This is a genomic window from Microbacterium sp. LMI13-1-1.1 (genome assembly GCF_040815625.1).
GTDB classification, from domain to species: Bacteria; Actinomycetota; Actinomycetes; order Actinomycetales; family Microbacteriaceae; genus Microbacterium; species Microbacterium forte.
The window spans coordinates 639,470-660,786 of the sequence record NZ_JBFPNL010000005.1 but is presented as its reverse complement, the minus strand read 5'-3'; the positions used below and the strand labels follow the sequence as shown (position 1 = coordinate 660,786).

Sequence of the window (21,317 nt, the reverse complement as noted above, 5' to 3'; positions counted from 1 at the left end):
GCGGATGCCGCGACGCGGCCGACTCCGCGTGCTGCTCGGCGCAGCCCCCGGTGTCGGCAAGACCTTCGAGATGCTCGTCGAAGGTCGCCGACTGCTCGACGAGGGCCGAGACGTCGTGATCGCGATCGTCGAGACTCACGACCGCGCGGCGACGGCGGCGCAGACCATCGGCATCCCCGAGGTGCCGCGCCGCACCGATCTGCACCGAGGCGTGCCGCTGAGCGAGATGGACCTGCAGGCGGTTCTCGCCCGGCACCCCGAGATCGCGCTGGTCGACGAGCTCGCCCACACCAACACCCCCGGTTCGCAGAACGCGAAGCGCTGGCAGGACGTCGACGCGCTGCTCGACGCAGGCATAGACGTCGTCACGACCGTGAACGTGCAGCACATCGAGTCGCTGAACGCCGTGGTCGAGAAGATCACAGGCATCACTCAGCAGGAGACCATCCCGGATGCCGTGGTGCGCGCCGCCGACGAGATCGAGGTCGTCGACCTGGCGCCGCAGTCGCTGCGCGATCGACTCTCGGCGGGCCTCGTCTACCCGGCCGAACGGATCGACGCGGCGCTGTCGAACTACTTCCGCCTCGGAAACCTGACGGCGCTGCGCGAACTCGCGCTGCTCTGGCTCGCCGACGAGGTCGACAGCGCGCTGCGCAGCTACCGCGCCGACCACGGCATCGAGGGCACCTGGCAGGCGCGCGAGCGCGTGGTCGTCGCCCTCACCGGTGGCCCCGAGGGCGAGACGCTGCTGCGTCGAGGGGCCCGAATCGCTGCACGCTCGGCCGGTGGCGAGCTGCTCGCAGTGCACATCGCCGCACAAGACGGCCTCCGCGACGAGACCCCGGGGGCACTGGCCGCCCAGCGCTCACTGGTCGAGTCGCTCGGCGGCAGCTTTCACCAGATCATCGGCGACGACATCCCCGGCACGCTCGTCGAGTTCGCGCACGGCGCCGACGCCACGCAGCTCGTGATCGGCGTCAGCCGACGCGGTCGCCTCGCGGCCGCGCTCACCGGACCCGGCATCGGGTCGGAGGTCATCCGCCGCTCGGGCGACATCGACGTGCACATCGTGACGCACGCCGCCGCGGGCGGGCGCGCTGCGCTCCCCCGCATCACCGGCGGCGCGCTCGGCTGGCGACGCCAGCTGCTCGGCTTCGTGATCGCGCTCATCGTCGGACCGCTGCTCTCGTGGGCGATGTTCGCCTTCCGCAGTCCCGAGTCGATCACGGTCGAGGTGTTGGCCTTCCAGCTGCTCGTCGTGATCGTCGCGCTGGTGGGCGGGCTGCGACCGGCCGTCTTCGCGGCGGTGCTCTCGGGCATCACACTGGACTTCCTGTTCGTCTCGCCGATCTTCACCATCACGATCGCGCATCCGCTGCACGTGCTCGCCCTCGCGCTCTATGTGATCATCGCGATCCTCGTCAGCATCATCGTCGACCAGGCCGCACGGCGAGCCCGCACGGCCCAGCGCGCCGCCGCCGAGGCCGAACTCCTCGCCGCGGTCGCCGGCAACGTGCTCCGCGGAGACAACGCCGTGCTCGCGATGGTCAGTCGCACGCGCGAGGCCTTCGGCCTCACCGGTGTGCGCCTGCTCACCGCCGAGGGCGAGGTGCTGGCGAGCGACGGCGAACCCGTGCCAGACGGTCGGGCCACCTCGATTCCGGTCGGCGCGGGCGGCTCGTCTCCCGCCGTGCTCGAGCTGCACGGCGAGCCCCTCGACACCCCCGCCCGGCGACTGCTCGATGCGATCGTCGCCCAGCTCGCGGCGGCGATCGAGCACACCGACCTGCGTGCCACAGCGCGCGAGGTCGCCGCTCTCGCCGAGACCGACCAGGTGCGAAGTGCCCTGCTGTCGGCGGTGAGCCACGACCTTCGCCGACCACTCGCGTCGGCCGTCGCCGCGATCGGCGGACTCCGCGGGGCGCACAGACTGTCGGCATCCGATCGGGAAGAACTGCTCGCCACGGCGGATGAGAGCCTCGCCACCCTGTCGTCGCTGGTCACGGATCTGCTCGACGTCAGCCGCGTGCAGGCGGGAGTGCTCGCGGTCTCGAGCATGCGACTCGATGTCGCGGGTCCCGTGCTGGCGGCGGTCGATGAACTCGGCCTCGGCCCCGACGACGTGGAGCTGGCATTGGATGCCGATCTGCCGGCGGTGTCGGCCGATCCGGTGCTGCTGCAGCGAGTGCTGGTGAACGTGATCGCGAACGCGCACCGCCACTCGCCCGCCGACAGTCGGGTGATCGTGTCGACGAGCACCCTCGGCGAGCGCGCCGAGATCCGCGTCATCGACCGGGGCAAAGGCGTGCCGGCAGAGAATCGCGACCGCATCTTCCAGCCCTTCCAGCGCCTCGGCGACACCGACAACACCACCGGTCTCGGTCTCGGCCTCGCGCTGTCGCGCGGATTCGCCGAGGGCATGGGCGGTACCCTGACACCCGAGGACACCCCCGGCGGTGGACTCACCATGGTCATCTCGCTGCCGCTGGCAGGAGAGCCCGATCTCACGCAGGAGGAGACGGAGTGAAGCTCCTCATCGCCGATGACGACCCGCAGATGGTGCGGGCGCTGCGCATCACCCTCGCCGCCCACGGCTACGAGGTGGTCGTGGCCGCTGACGGTGCCGCTGCCGTGGCCGCCGCCGCGCAGACGCACCCCGACATCATCATGCTCGACCTCGGCATGCCGCGGCTCGACGGCATCGAGGTGATCCAGGCGCTGCGCGGCTGGACGACCGTGCCGATCATCGTCGTCTCCGGCCGCACCGGATCAGCGGACAAGGTCGAGGCGTTGGATGCCGGAGCCGACGACTTCGTCACCAAGCCGTTCCAGGTCGACGAGCTGCTCGCGCGGCTGAGGGCGCTGTCTCGCCGGTCGGTGCCGGCTGGCGGCGAGTCGACCGTCGGATTCGGCGACGTCGTGGTCGACCTCGCGACGAAGACCGTCACCAGGGCAGGCACGCGGGTTCATCTCACGCCCACCGAGTGGCGCATGCTCGAGCATCTCGCCCGGCATCCGGGCGCCCTGGTGACTCGGCAGGATCTGCTGAAGGAGATCTGGGGCAGCGAGCAGGTCTCCGACTCCGGCTACCTGCGGCTGTACATGTCGCAGCTGCGCAAGAAGCTCGAGGCCGAACCGAGCGCACCGACACACCTGCTCACCGAGTCGGGGATGGGTTACCGGCTCGTCCTCTGACATCCTCCGCGATCGCCTGACATCAGGAGAACCGCCTGAGATCAGGAGAATCTGCGCCGGATGCTCCTGACCTCGAACGGTCGTCCTGTTCTCGCGACCGAGCGCTGAATCAGAGCGCGATGTCGGCGCGCGGGCGGCGCAGCACTCCCCAGACGCCTGCGGCGACGAGGACGATCGCGACGATGATCGCGGCGATGGCGGTGACGGTGCTCTCGGGTTCGCCGGTCAGGCGGCCGACGGCCAGCCAGCCGAGGCCCCACGCGGTCGCGAGAGCGGGGGCGATGCGCCGAGTGACGAGCGCGCTGGCCACTCCGATCACGAGCACGACGGCGAGCACGGCGACCGCCCAGATCTCCGCCTGGTCTGCCCACGCTGCCGGGGCGATCTGCGTGAACCACGCCGTCGTGTTGGCCACGGTCGCGATGGTGACCCAGCCGAAGTGCAGGCCGTTCGCGCCGTCGACCACGATGCGCTCGGGCCAGGTCCGGGCACGGCTGCGGCCGAGGATCACGATGACACGGGCGAGGGTGGCGAGCAGCAGTGCGATCACGAGCACCGTCAGCGGAAGAGACAGGAACTGCGCCGTCACGAGCCAGAGCCCGTTCAGGATCATCGATGCGGCGATCCATCCGCCGACCGCGCGCTGACGTTCATCCGCCCGCTGCGGCGGAAGCGCCTCCCACACCGTGTAGGCGATGAGGCCGAGGTAGATCAGCGACCAGATCGAGAAGGCGGGGCCGGCCGGGGCGAGATACGACCCCTGCGCCGAGAGCGCTCCGTCTTGCAGCTCGCTGACCGAGGTGCCACCGAAGGCGCCGGACCCCACAGCCGCGGCTATCAGCATGAACGTGGCCGAGGCGATGATGATCGACTGGCGGGCGATGTCCTGCGTCCGGGATTCCATGCTCGCACCATACGCGCGTGAGCGCGGGAACACACCAGCCTTGACACCGGCATCCGAGAAGGCTAGCCAGGCTAGCTAAATCCCGCGAGTGCGCCGCGGTCAGGCGGCGACGGCGGCGTCGATCAGCACCTCGGCCGCATTGCGCGCCTGCACGGCGACCTGCGGATCGGCCGCGATGGCGGCTGTGCTCTGGGCCCCCTCCGCGAGGATCGACAGCTGCGCGGCGAGCGATGCCGGCGCCCCGGCCGCGACCACGAGCCCCGCCATATACGCCTGGAAGGAGGCCTTGTGGTCGCGGACGATCTTGGCCACCTCGGGGTTCGTGCCGCCGAGCTCGCCGAACGCGTTGATGAAGGCGCAGCCGCGGAAGTCGTCGGTGCAGAACCAGTCCTCGAGATACCCGTAGACGGCGAGCAGTCTGTCGCGCGGATCAGCCCCGGCATCCGCCACCGCCCCCGTGAGTCCCGACTCCCATTCCCCGTGCTTGCGGGCGAGGACAGCCGTGACGATGTCGGTCTTCGACGGGAACAGCGCATAGAGGCGGCGCAGCGACACGCCGGCCGCTGCCCTCAGCTCGTCCATGCCGACAGCCGCGTATCCCTTGCGGTAGTAGAGCTCGTCCGCCGCCGCAAGGATCTGTTCACGCACCGTTTGCTCCGTCATATCCTCAGTGTACTTGACATGAGAACGAGCGTTCTCTACAGTGGACAACATCAGCCGAGAACGACCGTTCTCACAGGATCGAAAAGGATCAGGATCATGGGTTACATCACCGTCGGAAACGAGAACAGCACCCCGATCGAGCTCTACTACGAAGACCAGGGATCGGGCCAGCCCGTCGTCCTGATCCACGGCTACCCGCTCGACGGACACAGCTGGGAGCGCCAGACCCGCGAGCTCCTCGCTCAGGGTTACCGCGTCATCACCTACGACCGCCGCGGGTTCGGTCAGTCGTCGAAGGTCGGCACCGGATACGACTACGACACCTTCGCCGCCGACCTCAACACGGTGCTCGAGACCCTCGACCTGCGCGACGTCGTGCTCGTCGGCTTCTCGATGGGCACCGGCGAGCTCGCCCGCTACGTCGCCACGTATGGCCACGACCGCGTCGCCAAGCTCGCGTTCCTCGCCTCGCTCGAACCGTTCCTCGTGCAGCGCGATGACAACCCCGAGGGCGTGCCGCAGGATGTGTTCGACGGCATCGAGGCCGCAGCCAAGGGCGACCGCTTCGCCTGGTTCACCGACTTCTACAAGAACTTCTACAACCTCGACGAGAACCTCGGCTCGCGCATCAGCCAGGAGGCCGTCACCGGCAGCTGGAACGTCGCGATCGGCAGCGCTCCTGTCGCCGCCTACGCCGTGGTCTCGTCGTGGATCGAGGACTTCCGCGGCGACGTGGATGCAGTGCGCGATGCCGGCAAGCCCACGCTGATCCTCCACGGCACCAAGGACAACATCCTGCCGATCGACGCCACCGCCCGCCGGTTCCACCAGGCAGTGCCCGCGGCGACCTACGTCGAGGTCGAGGGCGCCCCGCACGGCCTGCTCTGGACCCACGCCGACGAGGTCAACGCCGCGCTGAAGGACTTCCTCAGCAAGTAGTCCTTCCTTCCGGTCGTTGAGCGAGGAGCGCAGCGACGAGACGAAACGCGGTGGGATGCCGGAGTTCAGCGCTCTGGAACCCCACCGCGTTTCGTCTCGCTCCGCTCGCTCAACGGGCGGAAGGTCTCTCGTATCGAGTTCAGCGCTTGACCGTCACCGTGAGCGTCTTGCTCTCAGTACTGCCCGCGGCGTTCACGAACTCCACACGGTAGGTGCGCTTTCCCACCGACCGCCCCGACACCGGCACCGTCACACGCTGCGCGGCGGGGCTGTTCGCGACCATGTCGCCCTCGGAGATCAGCACACCGTCTTCGTACAGGCGGTACGACGTCGCGTTCGTGCCCCACCACATGTCGGCGGTGAGCGTGTACGACCCGTCGCCGTCCCAGTTGTCGGCCGACAGCACGGGCGTGCCGGGAGCCGCATCCTTCACCTTCACCGTCACGGGCTTCACCGCCGTCACGCCTCGCGAGTTGACCAGTTCGCCGGTGTAGACGTAGCTGCCGTTCGCCTTGCCGGTCACGGCGACCTGTGCCGTCTGCGCACCGGTGCCTCCGAACGTCAGCGGCACCGTCTCGATCAGCACGCCGTTCTCGAACACTCGCAGCTTGGTGGCGTTCTGCCCCCACCACAGATTCATGGTGAGCGTGAAGTCGCCGTCGAGCAGCCCGGTGTCATGGCCGTTGTCGTGCGACAGCACTCCACGAGCCGGGGCGGCCGTCGCCGAGTCCTTCCGCACGAGTGCGTCGACGGCGTCATCGAGCGTCGCCACGGCTCCTGCCACGGCATCCTCACTCGGGCTGGTCGCTGCGAGCACGATGTCGGCACGCGCGATCGCACCGGGCATGGCGGTCGTCGACGACTCGACATACGTCGTCAGGTCGAGAGCCGCAGCCGCGTCGCGCCGCTCCCGCAGCTGCGTGGTGTCGGCACCGGGCATCGGTTCGCGCACGAGCTCGAGATCGTCGATCGTGCCCCACGCCCCCGCCGGCAGCGCCGCGGAGATCCGCACGGTCGCCGTGCCCTCGGCACCCACCTGCAGCGCCTCGGTCGTCGGCGTCGACCACACCCGCCAGCCGTCGAACCCGAGGGCCGCAGCGGGGCCCGCTGCAGACGACGACGAGAGCGACAGCGAAGCCCGCCCGTCCGAGCCTTCACCGTCGCCCTGCAGCGACGCCCGTGCGACGTACGAGCCTGCGGGCAGCCCGCTCACGGTCTGCGACAGCTCGAACGAGTATCCGGATGCCGCGTAGAAGTGCGCCGAATGGGTGCCGCTCCGAGGGTCATCCCATGCTCGCAGGGTGAGGCCCGACCCGGTCGCGCTCCACATGCTCGTGTCGGCATCCTCGAATCCCGGGTTGCGCAGGTAGTTGCGCGCGGCGACCGACACTGTGGCTGAGGCCGCGAGTCCCGCTTCCGTCACGCCCGCGATCGCATACTCGCCGACGCCCTCGATGTACTCCGCCCCGGTCGACCATGTGACCGTCTGCTGCTCCGACGAGCCGTCGTTGTAGAGCACGGATACTTCGCCGGGCAGCTCGACCGCATCGCCCTCGACCAGCTGCAGCGCCACGGGCTGCACCGACTCGACAGCGCGAGGGGCCTGGGCTCCGGTGCGCACGTAGGAGAAGATGTTCAGCGCATCGGATGCCGTGCCGTCGAACCCGAACAGCGCCTGGTTGTCCCACGCGGATCCGCCGAACCACTGGCCGGCATCATGCGGCTCGTACTCGCCGGCGAAGCTCGACGCCCACCCCGAGCCGTCGCGCTCCCACAGCACCTTGTTCGCATCGAGCTGAGCGGGCGTGCCGACCGGCAGCCATGCGGGCTCCCAGTAGTACACGCCGATGCCGGCCTCGCCGACGTCGGCGACAGCCTGCACGACCGCGCGCACCGCATCGGCCTGACCCTGCACGCTCACCGGATACTGCGTCGCCTCGGAGGGCAGGTCGACCACATTGCCGTGGCCGTCTCCGTCATCGAGGGTGAACGCCCACGAGGTCTCGGCGACCATGACCTTCTTGTCGTACGTGTCGGCGACGTGCGAGAGCACCACCGTGAGGTTCTCGGGCGTGCCGTGCCAGAACGGGTAGTACGACGACGCGAACACGTCGTAGTCGACGTCGCGGCGGTCGAGCTGGGCTGCGACGTCGGCATAGAAGCCGGCCCGCTCGGGGTTGGTGAAGTGCACGGCGACGAGGGTGTCGGGCGCTTCGGCGCGCACGGCGGCGGAGCCTGCCGAGAACACCTTCGCCATGTCATCCCAGCCGCGCACCCCGGCCACGCCGCCGTTGGTCTCGTTGCCCACCTGCACCATGCGCAGATCGACGCCCGCATCCACCAGTCGTCGCACGGCATCACGGGTGAAGGTGCCGACCTCGGCGGCGACCTGGTCAGCCGTCATCCCCTCCCAGGCCTTGGGCACCTGCTGCTTGGCAGGGTCTGCCCAGAAGTCGGAGTAGTGGAAGTCGACGAGCACGCCGAGTCCGGCATCCGTCGCGCGCTGCGCGATCTCGATCGCACGATCGACGTCGACGTCGCCGCCGCCGTAGCCGTTGCCGTTCGCGTCGAACGGGTCGTTCCACACGCGCACCCGCACATCGGTGACCCCGGCGTCGGCGAGGATCTCGAACAGATCGCCCGGCGTGCCGTCGGAGTCTCGGAACACGACGCCCGACTCTTCGAGAGACAGCACCGACGACACGTCGACGCCGCCGATGAAGTCGTCGGGCAGGTTCTCGACTCGAGGGACGGTGATGCCGGCATCCACCGGTTCGGCGGCGGCGACAGCAGCCGCCACGGATGCCGGGGATGGCGCGGCCGACGCCGGCAGCGCGACGCCGATCAGGGCGACGGCGGTGACCGTGGCCAGGGCGGTGGAGAGAAGGGAACGCGTGCGACGGTGCATGACGGCCTTTCGAGCGGTGCGGAAGAGAGGATCAGCCCTTGACGGATCCCTGGGTGAGCCCGCCGACGATGTACTTCTGCAGCGAGAAGAACAGTGCGAGCACGGGCGCGGCGGCGACGACGACACCGGCGGCGAAGAGCCCCCAGCGCGAGGTCAGCTGGTTCGAGACCCACTGGTACATGCCGACGGCGAGGGTCCAGTTGTCCTCGGAGGTGAGGATGATCTTCGACAGGATGAAGTCGCCGAACGCCGCGAGGAACGCGAGCAGGGCGACGACCGCGAGGATCGGCACGACCAGCGGCATGATGAGCCGCCAGAAGATCTGCGCATGGCTGGCGCCGTCGATCTTCGCCGACTCGTCGATCTCGACGGGGATCGTGTTGAAGAAGCCGTACATCAGGAACGTGTTCGCGCCGAGTGCGCCGCCGAGGTAGACGCAGATCAGGGCGATCTTCGAGTTGATGCCGAGAGCAGGGACCACGTCGCCGAGGGTCTGCAGCATCAGGAAGATGGCGATGAACGCCAGCGCCTGCGGGAACATCTGCAGCACGAGCAGGGTGGTGAGGCTCGCGCGCCGCCCGCTGAAGCGGAAGCGCGAGAACGCATAGGCGCCGCAGGCTCCCATCAGCACCGAGCCCACCGCGGTCACGCCGCCGATCAGCAGGGTGTTGCCGAACCACACCCAGTAGCGCGATTCGCCGAGGGCGATGTAGTTCGCGGGATCGAACGCACTGAACAGAGCGCTGGATGCCGCAAGGCTGCCGTTCGGGTTGAGCGACGCAGACAGCACGTAGACGAGCGGGAACGCGGCGAAGAACAGCACGCCTGCGGCCAGGATGTACTTCCATCCGACCTCGCCCCACCACCGACGCCGTCGAGCGCCTGCGCGCGCGGCATCCGCTTCTTTCGATGAACCGGTCACGATGACTCTTGTCTCACTCATCACTGGTACTCCTCGAGCTTGCGGGTCTGTCGGAAGCTCAGCGCTGAGATGAGACCGACCACGATGAAGGCGATGATCGACAGCGCGCTCGCGAGGCCGTAGTCGGCCGCACCACCCGAGACGCCCGAGACGTCGTAGATGGCCGAGACCAGGATGTCGGTCGAGCCCAGTGCGTACGGAGCGCCGGCGATGGCCGGCCCGCCGTTGTTGAAGGTGTAGATCACGGTGAAGTTGTTGAACGCGACGGCGAACGAGGCGATCAGCAGGGGGGCGGTCGACACGAGCAGCAGCGGCAGCACGATCGCGCGGAAGCGCTGCAGCTTGTTCGCACCGTCGATCTCGGCCGCTTCGAGCGTCTCGCCCGGCAGCGACTGCAGCGCGCCCGTGCACACGAGGAACCAGTACGGGTAGCTCAGCCACACGTTCACGAAGATCACCGCGGCTCGGGTGAGCCACGGGTCGCCGAGCCAGTTGATCTGCGAGCCGAAGAAGAACAGGTCGTTGATCACGCCGAACTCGGCGTTGAACATGCCGCGGAACAGCAGCGCGGCCATGAATGCGGGGAACGCGTAGGGAAGGATGAACAGCGCTCGCAGGAACCGGCGACCCTTGACGCGCGGGTCGTTGTAGACGATCGCGAGGCCGAGTCCGACGGCGAAGCTCAGCACGACCGACAGGATCGCGAACGCGAAGGTCCAGACCGTGACGCTCAACAGGGTGCCAGCGAGGTTCGCATCCGTGAAGAGTTTGAGGAAGTTGGCGAACCCGACGTTCACCGACCACCCCGTCGGCAGCGCCGTGCCGTCTGCAGCCACGAACGCACCGAGATCCGTGGCCGTGTAGACCGTGCCCGACTGCGTGTCGGTGATCGTCTGCGCCTCGGCATCCCACACCAGCGTCGGTTCGTAGACCGAGCCGGTCGAGCCCTCCCGAGTGCGGATCGAGCCGTCGTTCGGGTCGTCCGAGACCGGCACCCTGAGGTCCTTGATCGTCGCTCCGAGTGTCGGATCGGTCAGCACGGTCGCCCGCGGGACGACCTCCCACCCGGGCACCTCGCTCGGGGCGCCGGTGGTGCCGATCTCGGCATCGGATGCGGTGGTCAGCGGTTCGGTCGCGGATCCGACCTGCACGTCGCCGTCGTCGTCGACGATCGCGAAGCCTAGCTCGTCGCCGCGCTGCACGATCGAGAGCGGGTAGTCCGACGAGCCCTCGATGCGACGCTCGCCCTGGATCAGCGCGGCCTCGACCGCCTGCTCCTGCGTGCCGACGTGACCGGTGCCGTAGTTCGTGAAGGCGATGTACGCCGTGTAGCCGAAGATGAAGACCTGGAAGACGAGCAGGAAGATCAGCCCGGGGAGCAGGTATTTCAGCGGCAGCGCCTTGCGGGTGAAGTACACCCAGTCGGCGATGATGACCAGCAGCACGACGACGCCGAGAACGATCCACGACTCGGCACTCCAGGCCGAGATCGCGGTCATGATGCCGAAGGCGTTGACCAACGCCATCAGGGCGAGCTTGATGAGGAAGCCCCAGCCGAGGCCGCGGAAGCGACGGGCGTGGGATTCGCGCGAGGGCTTCACCACGGGGGTGGGGGCCTCGGCCGGTGGTGCCTGGATCGTCATGTCATCAGTCCTGTCTGGCGGGGCGTTTCGTCTCGCTCCGCTCGCTCAACGACCGGGAATGTTCGTTGAGCGAGGGAGCGAAGCGAAGCGACCGAGACGAAACGCCCCACAAGTCGGGTCAACCCGCGAGAGTCGTCTCGAGGTCGGCGACCATGGTGTTCCACGTCGACACGGGGTCGGCGCCGTTGATGATCTGCGCCTGCGCGGCGTTCCAGAGATCCCAGACAGAACCCATCTCGGGGATCGACGGCATCGGCACGCCGCTCTGGGCGGAGGCCACGAAGCCGGCGGTGATCGGGTCGGACGAGACCTCGTCGGCGAGCGTCGACCACGCGGGGATGCGGGGGTCGGCCTCGTAGAGGGCACGCTGCGCGTCTTCGGTGCCGAGGTAGTTCACGAGGAACTCCTGGGCGAGAAGGGCGTTCTTGCTCTTGCTCGAGAGGTAGAAGCCCTGCACGCCGACGAACGGGGCTGCGGGCTCGCCGCCCGCAGAGGGGATCGGGTTCACAGCGACGTCGATGCCCTCGAACGCGCTGATGGCCCACGGGCCCTGGATCGTGTACGGGGCCTTGCCCGACGCGAACAGCTCGTTGTTGATGTCGTAGTCGACGGTGGTCGAGATGTAGCCGGTGCCGCTCGAGCCGTTGGCGCCGAGCCAGCTGGCGAACGCCTCGCCGGGTGCTCCGCCCATGCCGACCTCGCTCGTGTACGAGCCGGTGTCGTCCTGCACGAAGACGGGGGCGCCGAACGAGGTCTGCAGTCCGTACATCGTGTATCCGTCGCCGGTCTCGCCGCCGGTGTTGATGACGAACGGACGCTCGGTGCCCGCCGCGACACCCTTGGCGATCATGTCGTCCCAGGTGGCCGGGGCCTCGGCGCCGACGAGGTCGACGTTCTGCACGAGGGCGATGGTCTCGAGCGAGTACGGCATCGCATACAGCTGGCCGTCGTAGGTCATGGCGTCGAGGGCGACCTGCTCGAACTCCGACGCCTTGTCGCCGAGGTCGATCGTGTCGACCACACCGGCCGCGACGAGCGCGCCGAGCCAGTCGTGCGCGCCGACCGTGATGTCGGGTCCCTCGCCGGTCGGAACCTGCGCGATGAAGTCGTTGCGGAGGTCTTCGAAGTTCTTCTGCACGAGGGTGACCTTGGCTCCGGTCTCCTCCTCGAACGCCTCGGCGGCTGCGGTGATCGCGGCTTCGCGCTCGGCATCCGTCCAGATGACGAGTTCAGCGCCGTCGCCGGATGCGGCGTCGTCGCCGCCTTCGGGTGCGCCGGCGGAGCAGCCCGCGAGGACCACGGCCGCGGCCAGAGCGAGTGCGCCGACTCCGATGTGCTTGCGCATGCGTTTTCCTATCTGTCGTGGCCGACGATGCGCTGCGCGTCATCGCGACCGGGGTGGGTGTTGCTGTGTGGTTCGTGGTGGTGCAGGGTGATGCGGGTCGTGCGGGTCGTGCGGGTCGTGCTGTCAGTGGGAGGTGCGGATGACGGCGACCCCGCCCGCCGCGATCGTCAGGGCGCCCGAGATCTCGGCGCCGCTGAGGAGCTCGACGCCTGCGGCTTCGAGCTCGACGTCGTCATCACGGTGGTTCACGGCGATGCGGTAGACCGCGTCGCCGCCGTGACGGGTGATGACCTCGAGGCCTTCGACGACACCCGACGAGGTGACGTCGGCATCCGCGTAGACCTCGTGCAGGAGCGCGCGCATTCCCGGCGCATCCAGCCGGGTGCCGACGTACCAGCCGGTGCCCGCCCCGTGACGGTGACGCGTGATCGCGGGCTCGCCCTCACCGGGTCCGCCCGAGAAGTTGGCGATGACCTCGGCTCCTTCGAGCGCGATGTCCTCCTGCCAGACGTCGGCGATGATGCCGTCGTGATCGACCCAGTCGAGTCCGTGGCTCTCGCCCTCGCGCAGCGGCAGGAACTCCTCGACCGTGAGCCCGAGCGCCTCACGCAGCGGGGCGACGAAGCCACCGGCGTGCACGGCGTCGTTCTCGTCGACGATGGCCGAGAAGAACGACACGAGCAGCGTGCCGCCGTCGCGGACATACGAGGTGAGGTTCGCGGCATCCGCGGTGCTCAACAGGTACTGCGCCGGAGCGACCACCAGGCGGTAGCCCGAGAGGTCCTGGCCCGGCAGGGCGAAATCGACCGTGATGCCGTCACGCCACAGCTGCTCGTAGAAACGGCGAACCTGGGCGGCGTGCGTGACGTCTGCGGAGGGGCGCCATTCGAGGTCCTGTGCCCAGAACGACTCGAAGTCCCAGAGGATCGCGACGTCGGCTTTCACCGTGCTGCCCTGCACCTCGTCGAGGCGGCCGAGCGCGGCACCCAGATCGACGACCTCCCGGAAGACCCGCGACTCGGTGCCGGCGTGCGGCAGCATCGCGGAGTGGAACTTCTCGGCGCCCGAGCGGCCTGCGCGCCACTGGAAGAACAGGATGCCGTCGGCTCCGCGGCCGAGGTGCGTGAAGGAGTTGCGCTGCATCTCGCCGCGACGCTTGGCGATGTTGCGCGGCTGCCAGTTGACGGCCGAGGTCGAGTGCTCCATGAGGATCCACGGCTTGCCGCCGCCGACCGAGCGGCTGAGGTCGGCTGCGATCGCGAGCCCGATGTGCGCGTCCTCGTCGGCGGCCCACAGGTAGTGGTCGTCAGAGACGATGTCGACCTCGCGGCCCCAGGCCCACAGGTCTGTGGTCCAGCTCTGGTTCGCCATGAAGTTCGTCGTGACCGGCTGATCGGCGTGCGCGCGGATCGCGTCGCGCTCGGCGATGAAGCACGCACGCAGCTGGTGATCCGTGAAGCGCGCGAAGTCGAGGCGCTGAGCCGGGTTCACGACGCTCGGGGCGATGGCGGGCGCACCGACGTGCTCCCACGCCGAGTAGTGCTGACCCCAGAAGGCGGTGCCCCACGCGCTGTTCAGCGCATCGAGCGAGCCGTACTTCTCCTGGAGCCAGAGCCTGAAGGCGGCGACCGCGTTCGGCGAGTAGTCCTCACCGACGGGAACGCCGTACTCGTTGTGCACGTGCCACAGCACGACGGCCGGATGCTGCGCATAGCGCGCCGCGAGAGCATCCGCGATCCGCACGATCGCCTCGCGGTAGGCCGGCGACGAGTGCGAGGCCATGCCACGCGAGCCGAAGCCCATCGTGCGACCCTCGCGGTCGATCACGTGGGCGTCGGGGTGGTTCGCGAAGAACCACGCCGGCGGGGATGCCGTGGGCGTGCCCAGGTCGACCTTGATGTCGTTCGCGTGCAGCAGGTCGAGCAGCTCGTCGAGCCAGGCGAAGTCGAACTCGCCCTCGGCGACTTCGATGAGCGCCCACGAGAAGATGCCGACGCTGACCAGGTTCACTCCGGCCTCGCGCATCAGGATGACGTCTTCGCGCCACGTCTCGGGCGACCACTGCTCGGGGTTGTAGTCGCCGCCATAGGCGATTCCGCGCAGCTCAGGCCAGGCGTGGGGCGAGGTCATCGGCACTCCATCGGGTCGGTGTGGTCGTGGTGCGGGTCCCGGCGTGCTGTCGCTCATTCGACTGGGACCGGTCTCAGCCTGACTCAGGAGAGCGACTGGGACCGGTCTCAGTTCTACCCCAGGTCTGCCGTCGATCACAACTGCCGTTACCGAACTGAGACCGGTCCCAGGTTGGACTACCGCTCGACGGGATGCTGTGGGTAGAGTCACAGGCGATGAGTGATGTCAGCGCGAAGCGCAAGCCGACGATCCGCCAGATCGCGGCGCAGGCGGGGGTGTCCCGCAGCACGGTCTCGCGTGTGATCAACGGCGGGCACTGGGTGTCCCCCGATGCCAGGCAGGCCGTCGAAGAGGCGATCCTCGCCTCCGGCTACACGGCGAACCATCACGCGCGCAGTCTCGCGACGGGCCGCGCCGGCTCACTGGCCTTTCTGCTGACCGAGCCGCAGCAGCTGCTGTTCGACGACCCGACCTTCGCACTGCTGCTGCGCGGAGCGGCCGAAGCCCTCGCGCAGCGGGCGATGACACTGGTGCTGCTCGTCGCCGGAACGCCCGCCGAGCGCGAGAGCGTCGCCCAGTTCCTCAGCGCCGGTCATGTCGACGGCGTCATGCTGATCTCATCGCACGAGTCCGACCCGCTGCTCGATCAGCTGATCGAGGTCGGCATCCCCACCGTCTGCTGCGGCCTGCCCCTCGGACACGAACGAGAGCTCTCGACGATCTCGGTCGACGAAGTCGCCTCAGCCCGCACGATGGCCGCGCACCTCGTGGCGCAGGGCCACCGCCGCATCGGCATGATCACGGGCCCCGACGACACCCCCGGCGGGCGCTACCGCCTGGTCGGCTTCCGCGAAGAGCTCGGCGAGCAGTTCGACGAGACGCTGGTCGAGGTGGGCGACTACTCGTACGAATCAGGGCAGGCCGCCATGACGAGGATGCTCGAGCACGACGTCGACGCCGTGTTCGCAGCATCCGACCGGATGGCCGCCGGAGCCATCGCCGCCGCCCGCCGTGCCGGACGCCGCGTGCCGGAGGACATCGCGATCGCCGGGTTCGACGACTCGGGCCTCGCCGCCACCCACGAGCCTCCGATCACGACCATGCGTCAACCCTGGGACCAGATCAGCGCGCAGATGGTCGCCGTGCTGCTCGAGGTCATCGCCGGAGCATCCCCTAGATCCGTGATCCTCGACACCGAGCTCGTGGTGCGCGAGAGCGCGTAGGCGGCGTTCTCACCTCTACGATCGGTCGAGCACCTCGCGGAGCTTCGCCGCGAAGGCTTCGGGCTGGCCTGCATAGCCGAATTCGCCGCCCATGAAACCGCCGTGGTGACTGGGGAAGACCGTCGCCTGCTGGCCGAGCTGCTCGGCCAGGGCGATCGCAGTGCGTCCGGTGTAGACCTTCAGCGACTCCTCCCCGACCGCCACCACGATCCGGGTCGGCGCCGCCTTCAGAGCTTCGATGTCCGGCACATAGAGGGGCACCGCCCACGACAGCTCTGACAGCAACGGGTCATCCCTCGAACCGTCGTCTTCGGTCGGCATCCCGAACGCCGCGGGGTCAGGCGCAGGCCGAGCGAGATAGTCGTCTGTGACTTCGCCCTCCCATGAGGTCATCACGATGAACGCCGCCATTCCAGCGCCCCAGCCTTTGTCCTGATACGCCTTCGTGTAGGCCACGCGCGCACGATGGACAGCCTCGGCGTCTGGCAGCACGCTGTCGATCGGCGGCTCGTGGGCGACCAGAGTCGCGACGTCGTGCGGGTGCGCCGTGACCAGAGCGAGTGCGGTCACAGCACCGCCGCTGCTCGCGAGCATGTCTACCGGGCCGGCGCCGAGCGCCTCGATGATCGCGTGGACGTCCTCGGCCTGGGTCTCCGGTTCGTTGGTCACACCGCCGTCCTTGCGTGTGCTCCGGCCCAACCCACGCGGGTCGTAGGTCACCACGGTGCGATCGCCGAACAGCGCCACCTGGACCTGGAATCCGGTCGCGTCCATCGGCTGACCGATCATCATCAGCGGAGGACGACCATCCGCAGTCGGGAGCGGCCCATGCACGTCATAGACGAGATCGACCTCCGGAAGCTCGAGCGTGTGCTGCGTCATGGACGGCCTCCTCGTCGTCGAACGATTCCACTGGGATGCTACGACGCGGCAACCCCGTGCGCCACCAGGTCGGTCGTTTCGCGAGCGCTCGCGCGAAATCGAATGCAGCGCGTCAGGCGGTCGGAAAGCGAGGATCGAGTGCGTAGTCCTTGTGACGCAGTGCGAGAGCCGCGGCGACCTGATCAGGTGCGTCGTCGCCGACGAGCACCCGGAGGCGGGGGTCGTCCGCCGCGGCGACTCGGGCGAGGATCGCCGCCGCGGCATCCTCCGGTCTCGCGCCGCCGCTCGACTCGCCCGCAGGCCAGGGAACCTGCGGGGTGCCGAACATCTCGATCCGCTGCTCGTCGTAGGTATCCAGGGGCGAGCTGAACCGCATGCTCGAGCCGGCCCACTCCGTGTCGAGCGCGCCCGGCTCGATCAGAGAGACGCGGATGCCGAATCGCTCGACTTCCGCCGCCATCGCCTCGCTGAAGGCCTCGAGACCCCACTTGGTGGAGTTGTAGAGACCGAGCATCGGCATCGTCCCGACGGCTCCCACCGTCGAGATCTGCACGATGTGTCCACCGCCCTGGCGGCGCATGATCGGAATGACCGCTTGACTCAGCCATAACGGACCGAGCAGATTCGTGTCCACGATCGCGCGGACATCGTCTTCCGACGCCTCTTCGACGGCCCCGATCACGCCGTAGCCGGCGTTGTTGACGAGCACATCGATTCCGCCGAGCAGCTCGGCGGTGCGCTGGACGGTCTCGTGCGCCGCCGCGCGGTTCCGCACGTCGAGCTGCACCACGGTCAGCCGCTCATGGTCAGGCAGCGTGCTATCGCCTCTGACCGTCGCCACGACAGCGTGCCCCGCGTCGAGCGCGGCGCGGGTGAGCGCTCGACCCAGACCTCGACTGCTGCCGGTGATCATCCATGTCTGCGGTGAAGTCATGCCGAGATCGTATCGCGAACTGGACGCACCGTCTCGTTTGCTCGGGTATCGTTGGGGGCATGGCCCGTGAGCGAACCCGCACCAAGGTGCACGCGGCGGCGCTTTCTCTGGCCGGCGAGCGCCAGGTGGGGGCGATCACGATGGAGGGTATCGCCGCACGAGCGCTGGTCAGCAAGCAGACTCTCTATCGGTCGTGGTCATCGACGGGTGAGATCCTCTTCGACGCCCTCCTGGCCCGCAGCACCGACGAGAACGGCAGGGTCACCGTGCCGAACTCGGGCGATCTGACTGTCGACCTCACCGCGTTGGCGACCGGCATGATCGACGAGCTGACCGACCCGACCCAGGAGCGGTTGCTGAGAGCCGTCACCGCCGAGGTGCAATCCGACGAGGAGCTCGCCACTCAGTTCCGCGAGCTGTTGCTCGGGCCGCAGCTGACCGGGATATCCGACCGGCTGCGTCAGGCGGACGTGTCTTTCGCGGACGATGTCGCGGAACTGTTCGTCGGGCCGATCTTCCACCGCTGGCTGCTTCGCAGCCGACCGTTCGATGCGGAATGGGTGACCGCTCACGTGGAGCGGGTCCTGCGAAGCGTCGGCGCGGGGTGACGTCAATCGCGGATCGGGCGGCTCACTCGAAGTTCGTGATGGCGAGGTCGATCATCGGCAGGCTGTCGCGCGGCACGACGACAGTGCAGACCACGTTCTCATCGACGCGGAAACCCACCGCGTAGACGAAGGGATCGGTGTCGATCTGCACACCCGGTCGGTTCCGGCCATCGACCGCGACGACGGCATCCCTCGCCGCCGATTTCTTCGCCTCCCAGCCGCCGTCGTCACCCTCGCTCGGCAGGTCGGGGAGTCCGAGCTCCTCACGGAATCTGTTCCGCAGTATGTGATTGGCGTGGTCGACCAACTGCTGCGAGAGCGCGTGCCGCTCGGGATCGGGCGACGCCTGCCAGCTGGTGCGCACCGCCTCCCAGAGCATCGGGTACTTGAGCAGCTGAGCCCGCTCGATCAGCCACGCTGGGCGGCCCCACGGCGGTTCCTCCTCGATCGATCGTCGGATGCCGGGGTCCAGCTCGATCTCGTTGCGCGGGTCGGAATGGTCGTCGGGATTCCTCCACAGCGTGTAGGTGAGCGACACCGACGACTCCGCCAGTCCCATCGGCGCGCCCGCTGCCGCCGACGCGCCCATCTCCGTGAACGAGGCACCCGGTATGCGCGTGAGCGACGGCTGCGGCCGCAGCTGGAACACCGGATAGGACAGCCCGCGCACGCGAGCTTCGAAATCGGCGCTCGGGTCGGGGGCGTCCATCGGCACTACTCCGGCGTACTCCATCCGCCCAGTCTGACCTCTGCCGTGGCGGAACTCCAGGGATCGGAGCGCGAAGCCCGCGGGCGAGCAGCACGTCGACCGCATCCGGCACGTCCGTACACTGGCCGGGTGAGTGACGAGGAGAATCCGGCGGCGCTGGTCGAGCACCAGACGGATTGGGCGCGACGAGCCGCCCGCCTGCTCTCGGGTCTGAGCGACGCCCTCACCGGACTGACCGGGGCTGAGGAGGCGACGCTCGATCACATCGGCTCGACGGCCGTGCCCGGGCTGCCCGCGAAGCCGTTCCTCGACCTACAGCTGCGTATCTCCCCTCTTCCGCGCGAAGCCGACCTCTGCAGCAGGCTTGATCAGCTCGGGTTCGTGCGCGCCCGCGGTGCGCGGCCCGACTCACCCGGAGTCGACCGCGACATCCCGCGAGGTTCAGCCCCGGTAGACCCCGCCGTCTGGGAGAAGCTGCTGTTCTGGCACGAAGAGGAGCAGGCGATCCTTCACGTCCGACGTGCAGACTCCCCCTGGGGTCTGTACACGATCTGGTTCCGAGACTGGCTGCGGGCCCGCCCCGATGCGAGGCATCGGTACGAAGTCGGGAAGCGGAGGCTCAGCGCCGGCCAACGGGGCAAAGCCGACTACGACGATTACACCCGAGCGAAGACGGAGTACTTCGACAAAGTGCAGTCCGAGTTCGACACGTGGGCATCGAGCCACGGTTGACCTCGCGGACTCACCTGCACGGCGGACTCTCGCAGAGCCGGAGCAGTATCGGTGATGCCGCTGACGAGGAACGCGATGCCCGGGGAACGTCCCGATCAGTCGAACGTGGAAGGCAGACCGAGCGCGTCCCTCAACCGCAGTGCGAAGAGCTCCCGGTCGGAAGGGGATACCCATCGCGCCTCGTCCTGTCGTTGATAGAGACGATCATCTGCGTGGCGCGGGAAGACATGGACATGAAGGTGCCAAACATCCTGATTGCCGGCGGGCTCATTGTGCTGGCGGATCGACGTGCCTTCGCAGTCGTAGGAGGAGCGCATCCCGATCGCAACCTGCTGCGTCAGCTCCCACACCGCCTGACCGACCTCCGGAGAGAGGTCATAGATGTTCTCCACATGCTCCCGGGGAATGACGAGGACCGCGCCCGGATTTGCCGGCCACCACTTCGGAGCGATGCGAGCGTAGGCGCGTTCCGTGACGGCGACGATGTCAGCAGGCCGATTGCGTTCGTCGAAGATTCCCTGCGGCAGGCGACAGAACGGACACGAGTATCCGGCTGGCTCATGTGACGTCGAAAGCACACGTGATCCTCTCACGATGGGTGACGCGTGTCGTCATGGGTCTCCGATCCCCGCACCGGCGTGGCCCACCCCTGCCGCGAGCGGGGTTGTCAGGACTCGAACCTCGGATGCTTTATGAGCGAGAACGCGATGAAGCCGGGTTCGGTCGACAGGCGCTCATTCACCAAGGGGTATGCGTCTGCCATAGATGGCGCGGGTGTCGGTTCGACGAGTGCTTCGATGGCGAACCCCGCCGAGGCGAAGTCGGCGATCAGAGCCGTCAACGGTGCGCGACGGATCTCGGCATGCCAGTCGGTCTGCCAGGTCTCAACGAGACGCTCGTCAGTGAAGTAACTCCCACCGAGGCGTAGCCAGTCGGCCACCGGATGCACTGTCGAGACGACGAGTCGACCGTTCGGTCTCAGCACTCGATGCAGTTCGCGGAGCGTGGCGCGTGGCTCATGAAGGTGATGCAGAACGAGCGCCATCACGATGCGATCGAACGAGTCGTTCTCGATCCACGACAGCGGGAACTCGAGATCGTGCACGCGAAAGTCGGCCTGCGCGACCCGGTTCTTGGCCAGGCGTATGAGCTTCTCACTCGCGTCGATCCCGACGACGTCGGCCCCGCACGCGACGAGCTGCTCTGCGTAGAGCCCCGGGCCGCAGCCAGCATCCAGAACGGACATTCCGTCGACGTCGCCGAGCAAAGAGAGGGTCGCCGGCCGGTCGTAGTGGGCGTTGTAGGCACTCGTGGCCGCGTGAGCATCGAACGCTTCCGCGAATGCGTCGTAGTCAGCCATCTCTACAGCGTTCCACAGACCATCCGATGGACTCTCACCGGCATCAGGCGCGCAGCGTCACCGATGCGAGCTGATCGGCACGAGACAGTCGACTGCACCGCGTCGACATCGAGGGCGACGTCGCGGCTGAGCGCCGGAGTGTCGACGAGCGTGACGACGTCGATACGACCGAGTTCATGCCTGACCGGATGGTCGTTCATGCCGTCGTGTCTAGCACTTT

The 21,317-nt window shown here is 68.2% G+C and carries 19 protein-coding genes; 6 read left to right on the top strand and 13 right to left on the bottom strand.

The window, feature by feature from the left end:
- The first annotated feature begins 4 nt into the window (after positions 1 to 4).
- Together MRBLMI13_RS10100 and MRBLMI13_RS10095 are read left to right on the top strand one after the other, a co-directional pair.
- Complete coding sequence (locus tag MRBLMI13_RS10100; RefSeq protein ID WP_367823103.1) at positions 5 to 2,527, top strand: ATP-binding protein; 2,523 nt, start codon at positions 5 to 7, stop codon at positions 2,525 to 2,527.
- Complete coding sequence (locus MRBLMI13_RS10095) at positions 2,524 to 3,195, top strand: response regulator (protein WP_367822247.1); 672 nt, start codon at positions 2,524 to 2,526, stop codon at positions 3,193 to 3,195. The genes MRBLMI13_RS10100 and MRBLMI13_RS10095 overlap by 4 nt, the downstream gene beginning before the upstream one ends.
- Before the next feature lie 109 nt (positions 3,196 to 3,304).
- Here MRBLMI13_RS10095 and MRBLMI13_RS10090 read toward each other — a convergent pair whose 3' ends face one another.
- Positions 3,305 to 4,099, bottom strand: a complete 795-nt coding sequence (locus tag MRBLMI13_RS10090; RefSeq protein ID WP_367822246.1) for a tryptophan-rich sensory protein — start codon at positions 4,097 to 4,099, stop codon at positions 3,305 to 3,307.
- A 99-nt stretch (positions 4,100 to 4,198) separates the two neighbouring features.
- A complete protein-coding gene (locus tag MRBLMI13_RS10085) occupies positions 4,199 to 4,762 on the bottom strand; it encodes a TetR/AcrR family transcriptional regulator (RefSeq protein ID WP_042538167.1) in 564 nt (187 codons plus the stop codon).
- Between the two features lie 96 nt (positions 4,763 to 4,858).
- Between MRBLMI13_RS10085 and MRBLMI13_RS10080 the strand changes: the two genes are divergently transcribed.
- On the top strand, positions 4,859 to 5,701 hold the full coding sequence (locus tag MRBLMI13_RS10080) for an alpha/beta fold hydrolase (protein WP_042538169.1): 843 nt from the start codon (positions 4,859 to 4,861) through the stop codon (positions 5,699 to 5,701).
- Between the two features lie 139 nt (positions 5,702 to 5,840).
- On the opposite strand, the gene MRBLMI13_RS10075 is transcribed toward MRBLMI13_RS10080, so the two are convergent.
- The 5 genes from MRBLMI13_RS10075 to MRBLMI13_RS10055 all read right to left on the bottom strand — a co-directional run bounded on the left by MRBLMI13_RS10075 (position 5,841) and on the right by MRBLMI13_RS10055 (position 14,649).
- Complete coding sequence (locus tag MRBLMI13_RS10075) at positions 5,841 to 8,609, bottom strand: glycosyl hydrolase 53 family protein (RefSeq protein ID WP_367822243.1); 2,769 nt, start codon at positions 8,607 to 8,609, stop codon at positions 5,841 to 5,843.
- A 31-nt stretch (positions 8,610 to 8,640) separates the two neighbouring features.
- A complete protein-coding gene (locus MRBLMI13_RS10070) occupies positions 8,641 to 9,552 on the bottom strand; it encodes a sugar ABC transporter permease (RefSeq protein ID WP_367822241.1) in 912 nt (303 codons plus the stop codon).
- Positions 9,552 to 11,174: an ABC transporter permease subunit gene (locus MRBLMI13_RS10065; RefSeq protein ID WP_042538177.1), complete on the bottom strand. Its 1,623-nt coding sequence runs from the start codon at positions 11,172 to 11,174 to the stop codon at positions 9,552 to 9,554. The genes MRBLMI13_RS10070 and MRBLMI13_RS10065 overlap by 1 nt, the downstream gene beginning before the upstream one ends.
- 118 nt (positions 11,175 to 11,292) lie before the next feature.
- On the bottom strand, positions 11,293 to 12,519 hold the full coding sequence (locus MRBLMI13_RS10060; RefSeq protein ID WP_042538179.1) for a sugar ABC transporter substrate-binding protein: 1,227 nt from the start codon (positions 12,517 to 12,519) through the stop codon (positions 11,293 to 11,295).
- Positions 12,520 to 12,642: 123 nt separating this feature from the next.
- A complete protein-coding gene (locus MRBLMI13_RS10055; RefSeq protein WP_367822239.1) occupies positions 12,643 to 14,649 on the bottom strand; it encodes a beta-galactosidase in 2,007 nt (668 codons plus the stop codon).
- Between the two features lie 215 nt (positions 14,650 to 14,864).
- On the opposite strand from MRBLMI13_RS10055, the gene MRBLMI13_RS10050 reads away from it, so the two are divergent.
- A complete protein-coding gene (locus tag MRBLMI13_RS10050) occupies positions 14,865 to 15,872 on the top strand; it encodes a LacI family DNA-binding transcriptional regulator (protein WP_367822237.1) in 1,008 nt (335 codons plus the stop codon).
- A 15-nt stretch (positions 15,873 to 15,887) separates the two neighbouring features.
- Here the strand turns inward: MRBLMI13_RS10050 and MRBLMI13_RS10045 are convergent, their stop codons facing one another.
- Positions 15,888 to 16,754 carry an alpha/beta fold hydrolase gene (locus MRBLMI13_RS10045; RefSeq protein ID WP_367822235.1) on the bottom strand — a complete coding sequence of 289 codons (867 nt, stop codon included), beginning with the start codon at positions 16,752 to 16,754 and terminating at the stop codon, positions 15,888 to 15,890.
- Positions 16,755 to 16,866: 112 nt separating this feature from the next.
- Complete coding sequence (locus MRBLMI13_RS10040) at positions 16,867 to 17,688, bottom strand: SDR family NAD(P)-dependent oxidoreductase (protein WP_367822233.1); 822 nt, start codon at positions 17,686 to 17,688, stop codon at positions 16,867 to 16,869.
- A gap of 59 nt (positions 17,689 to 17,747) precedes the next feature.
- Between MRBLMI13_RS10040 and MRBLMI13_RS10035 the strand changes: the two genes are divergently transcribed.
- Positions 17,748 to 18,296 carry a TetR/AcrR family transcriptional regulator gene (locus MRBLMI13_RS10035; protein ID WP_367822231.1) on the top strand — a complete coding sequence of 183 codons (549 nt, stop codon included), beginning with the start codon at positions 17,748 to 17,750 and terminating at the stop codon, positions 18,294 to 18,296.
- Between the two features lie 22 nt (positions 18,297 to 18,318).
- Here MRBLMI13_RS10035 and MRBLMI13_RS10030 read toward each other — a convergent pair whose 3' ends face one another.
- Positions 18,319 to 19,029 carry a hypothetical protein gene (locus tag MRBLMI13_RS10030; RefSeq protein ID WP_367822229.1) on the bottom strand — a complete coding sequence of 237 codons (711 nt, stop codon included), beginning with the start codon at positions 19,027 to 19,029 and terminating at the stop codon, positions 18,319 to 18,321.
- A 105-nt stretch (positions 19,030 to 19,134) separates the two neighbouring features.
- Here MRBLMI13_RS10030 and MRBLMI13_RS10025 point away from each other — a divergent pair, with 105 nt between their 5' ends.
- Positions 19,135 to 19,737 (top strand): GrpB family protein, encoded by a 603-nt coding sequence (locus MRBLMI13_RS10025; protein ID WP_367822227.1) that lies wholly within the window; start codon positions 19,135 to 19,137, stop codon positions 19,735 to 19,737.
- A 95-nt stretch (positions 19,738 to 19,832) separates the two neighbouring features.
- On the opposite strand, the gene MRBLMI13_RS10020 is transcribed toward MRBLMI13_RS10025, so the two are convergent.
- From MRBLMI13_RS10020 to MRBLMI13_RS10010, 3 genes are all read right to left on the bottom strand, one after another.
- Positions 19,833 to 20,315 (bottom strand): HIT family protein, encoded by a 483-nt coding sequence (locus MRBLMI13_RS10020; RefSeq protein WP_367822225.1) that lies wholly within the window; start codon positions 20,313 to 20,315, stop codon positions 19,833 to 19,835.
- An 89-nt stretch (positions 20,316 to 20,404) separates the two neighbouring features.
- Positions 20,405 to 21,097, bottom strand: coding sequence for a class I SAM-dependent methyltransferase (locus tag MRBLMI13_RS10015; RefSeq protein WP_367822221.1), 693 nt, complete (start codon positions 21,095 to 21,097; stop codon positions 20,405 to 20,407).
- Positions 21,098 to 21,099: 2 nt separating this feature from the next.
- Complete coding sequence (locus MRBLMI13_RS10010) at positions 21,100 to 21,297, bottom strand: hypothetical protein (RefSeq protein WP_367822219.1); 198 nt, start codon at positions 21,295 to 21,297, stop codon at positions 21,100 to 21,102.
- Positions 21,298 to 21,317 lie beyond the last annotated feature (20 nt).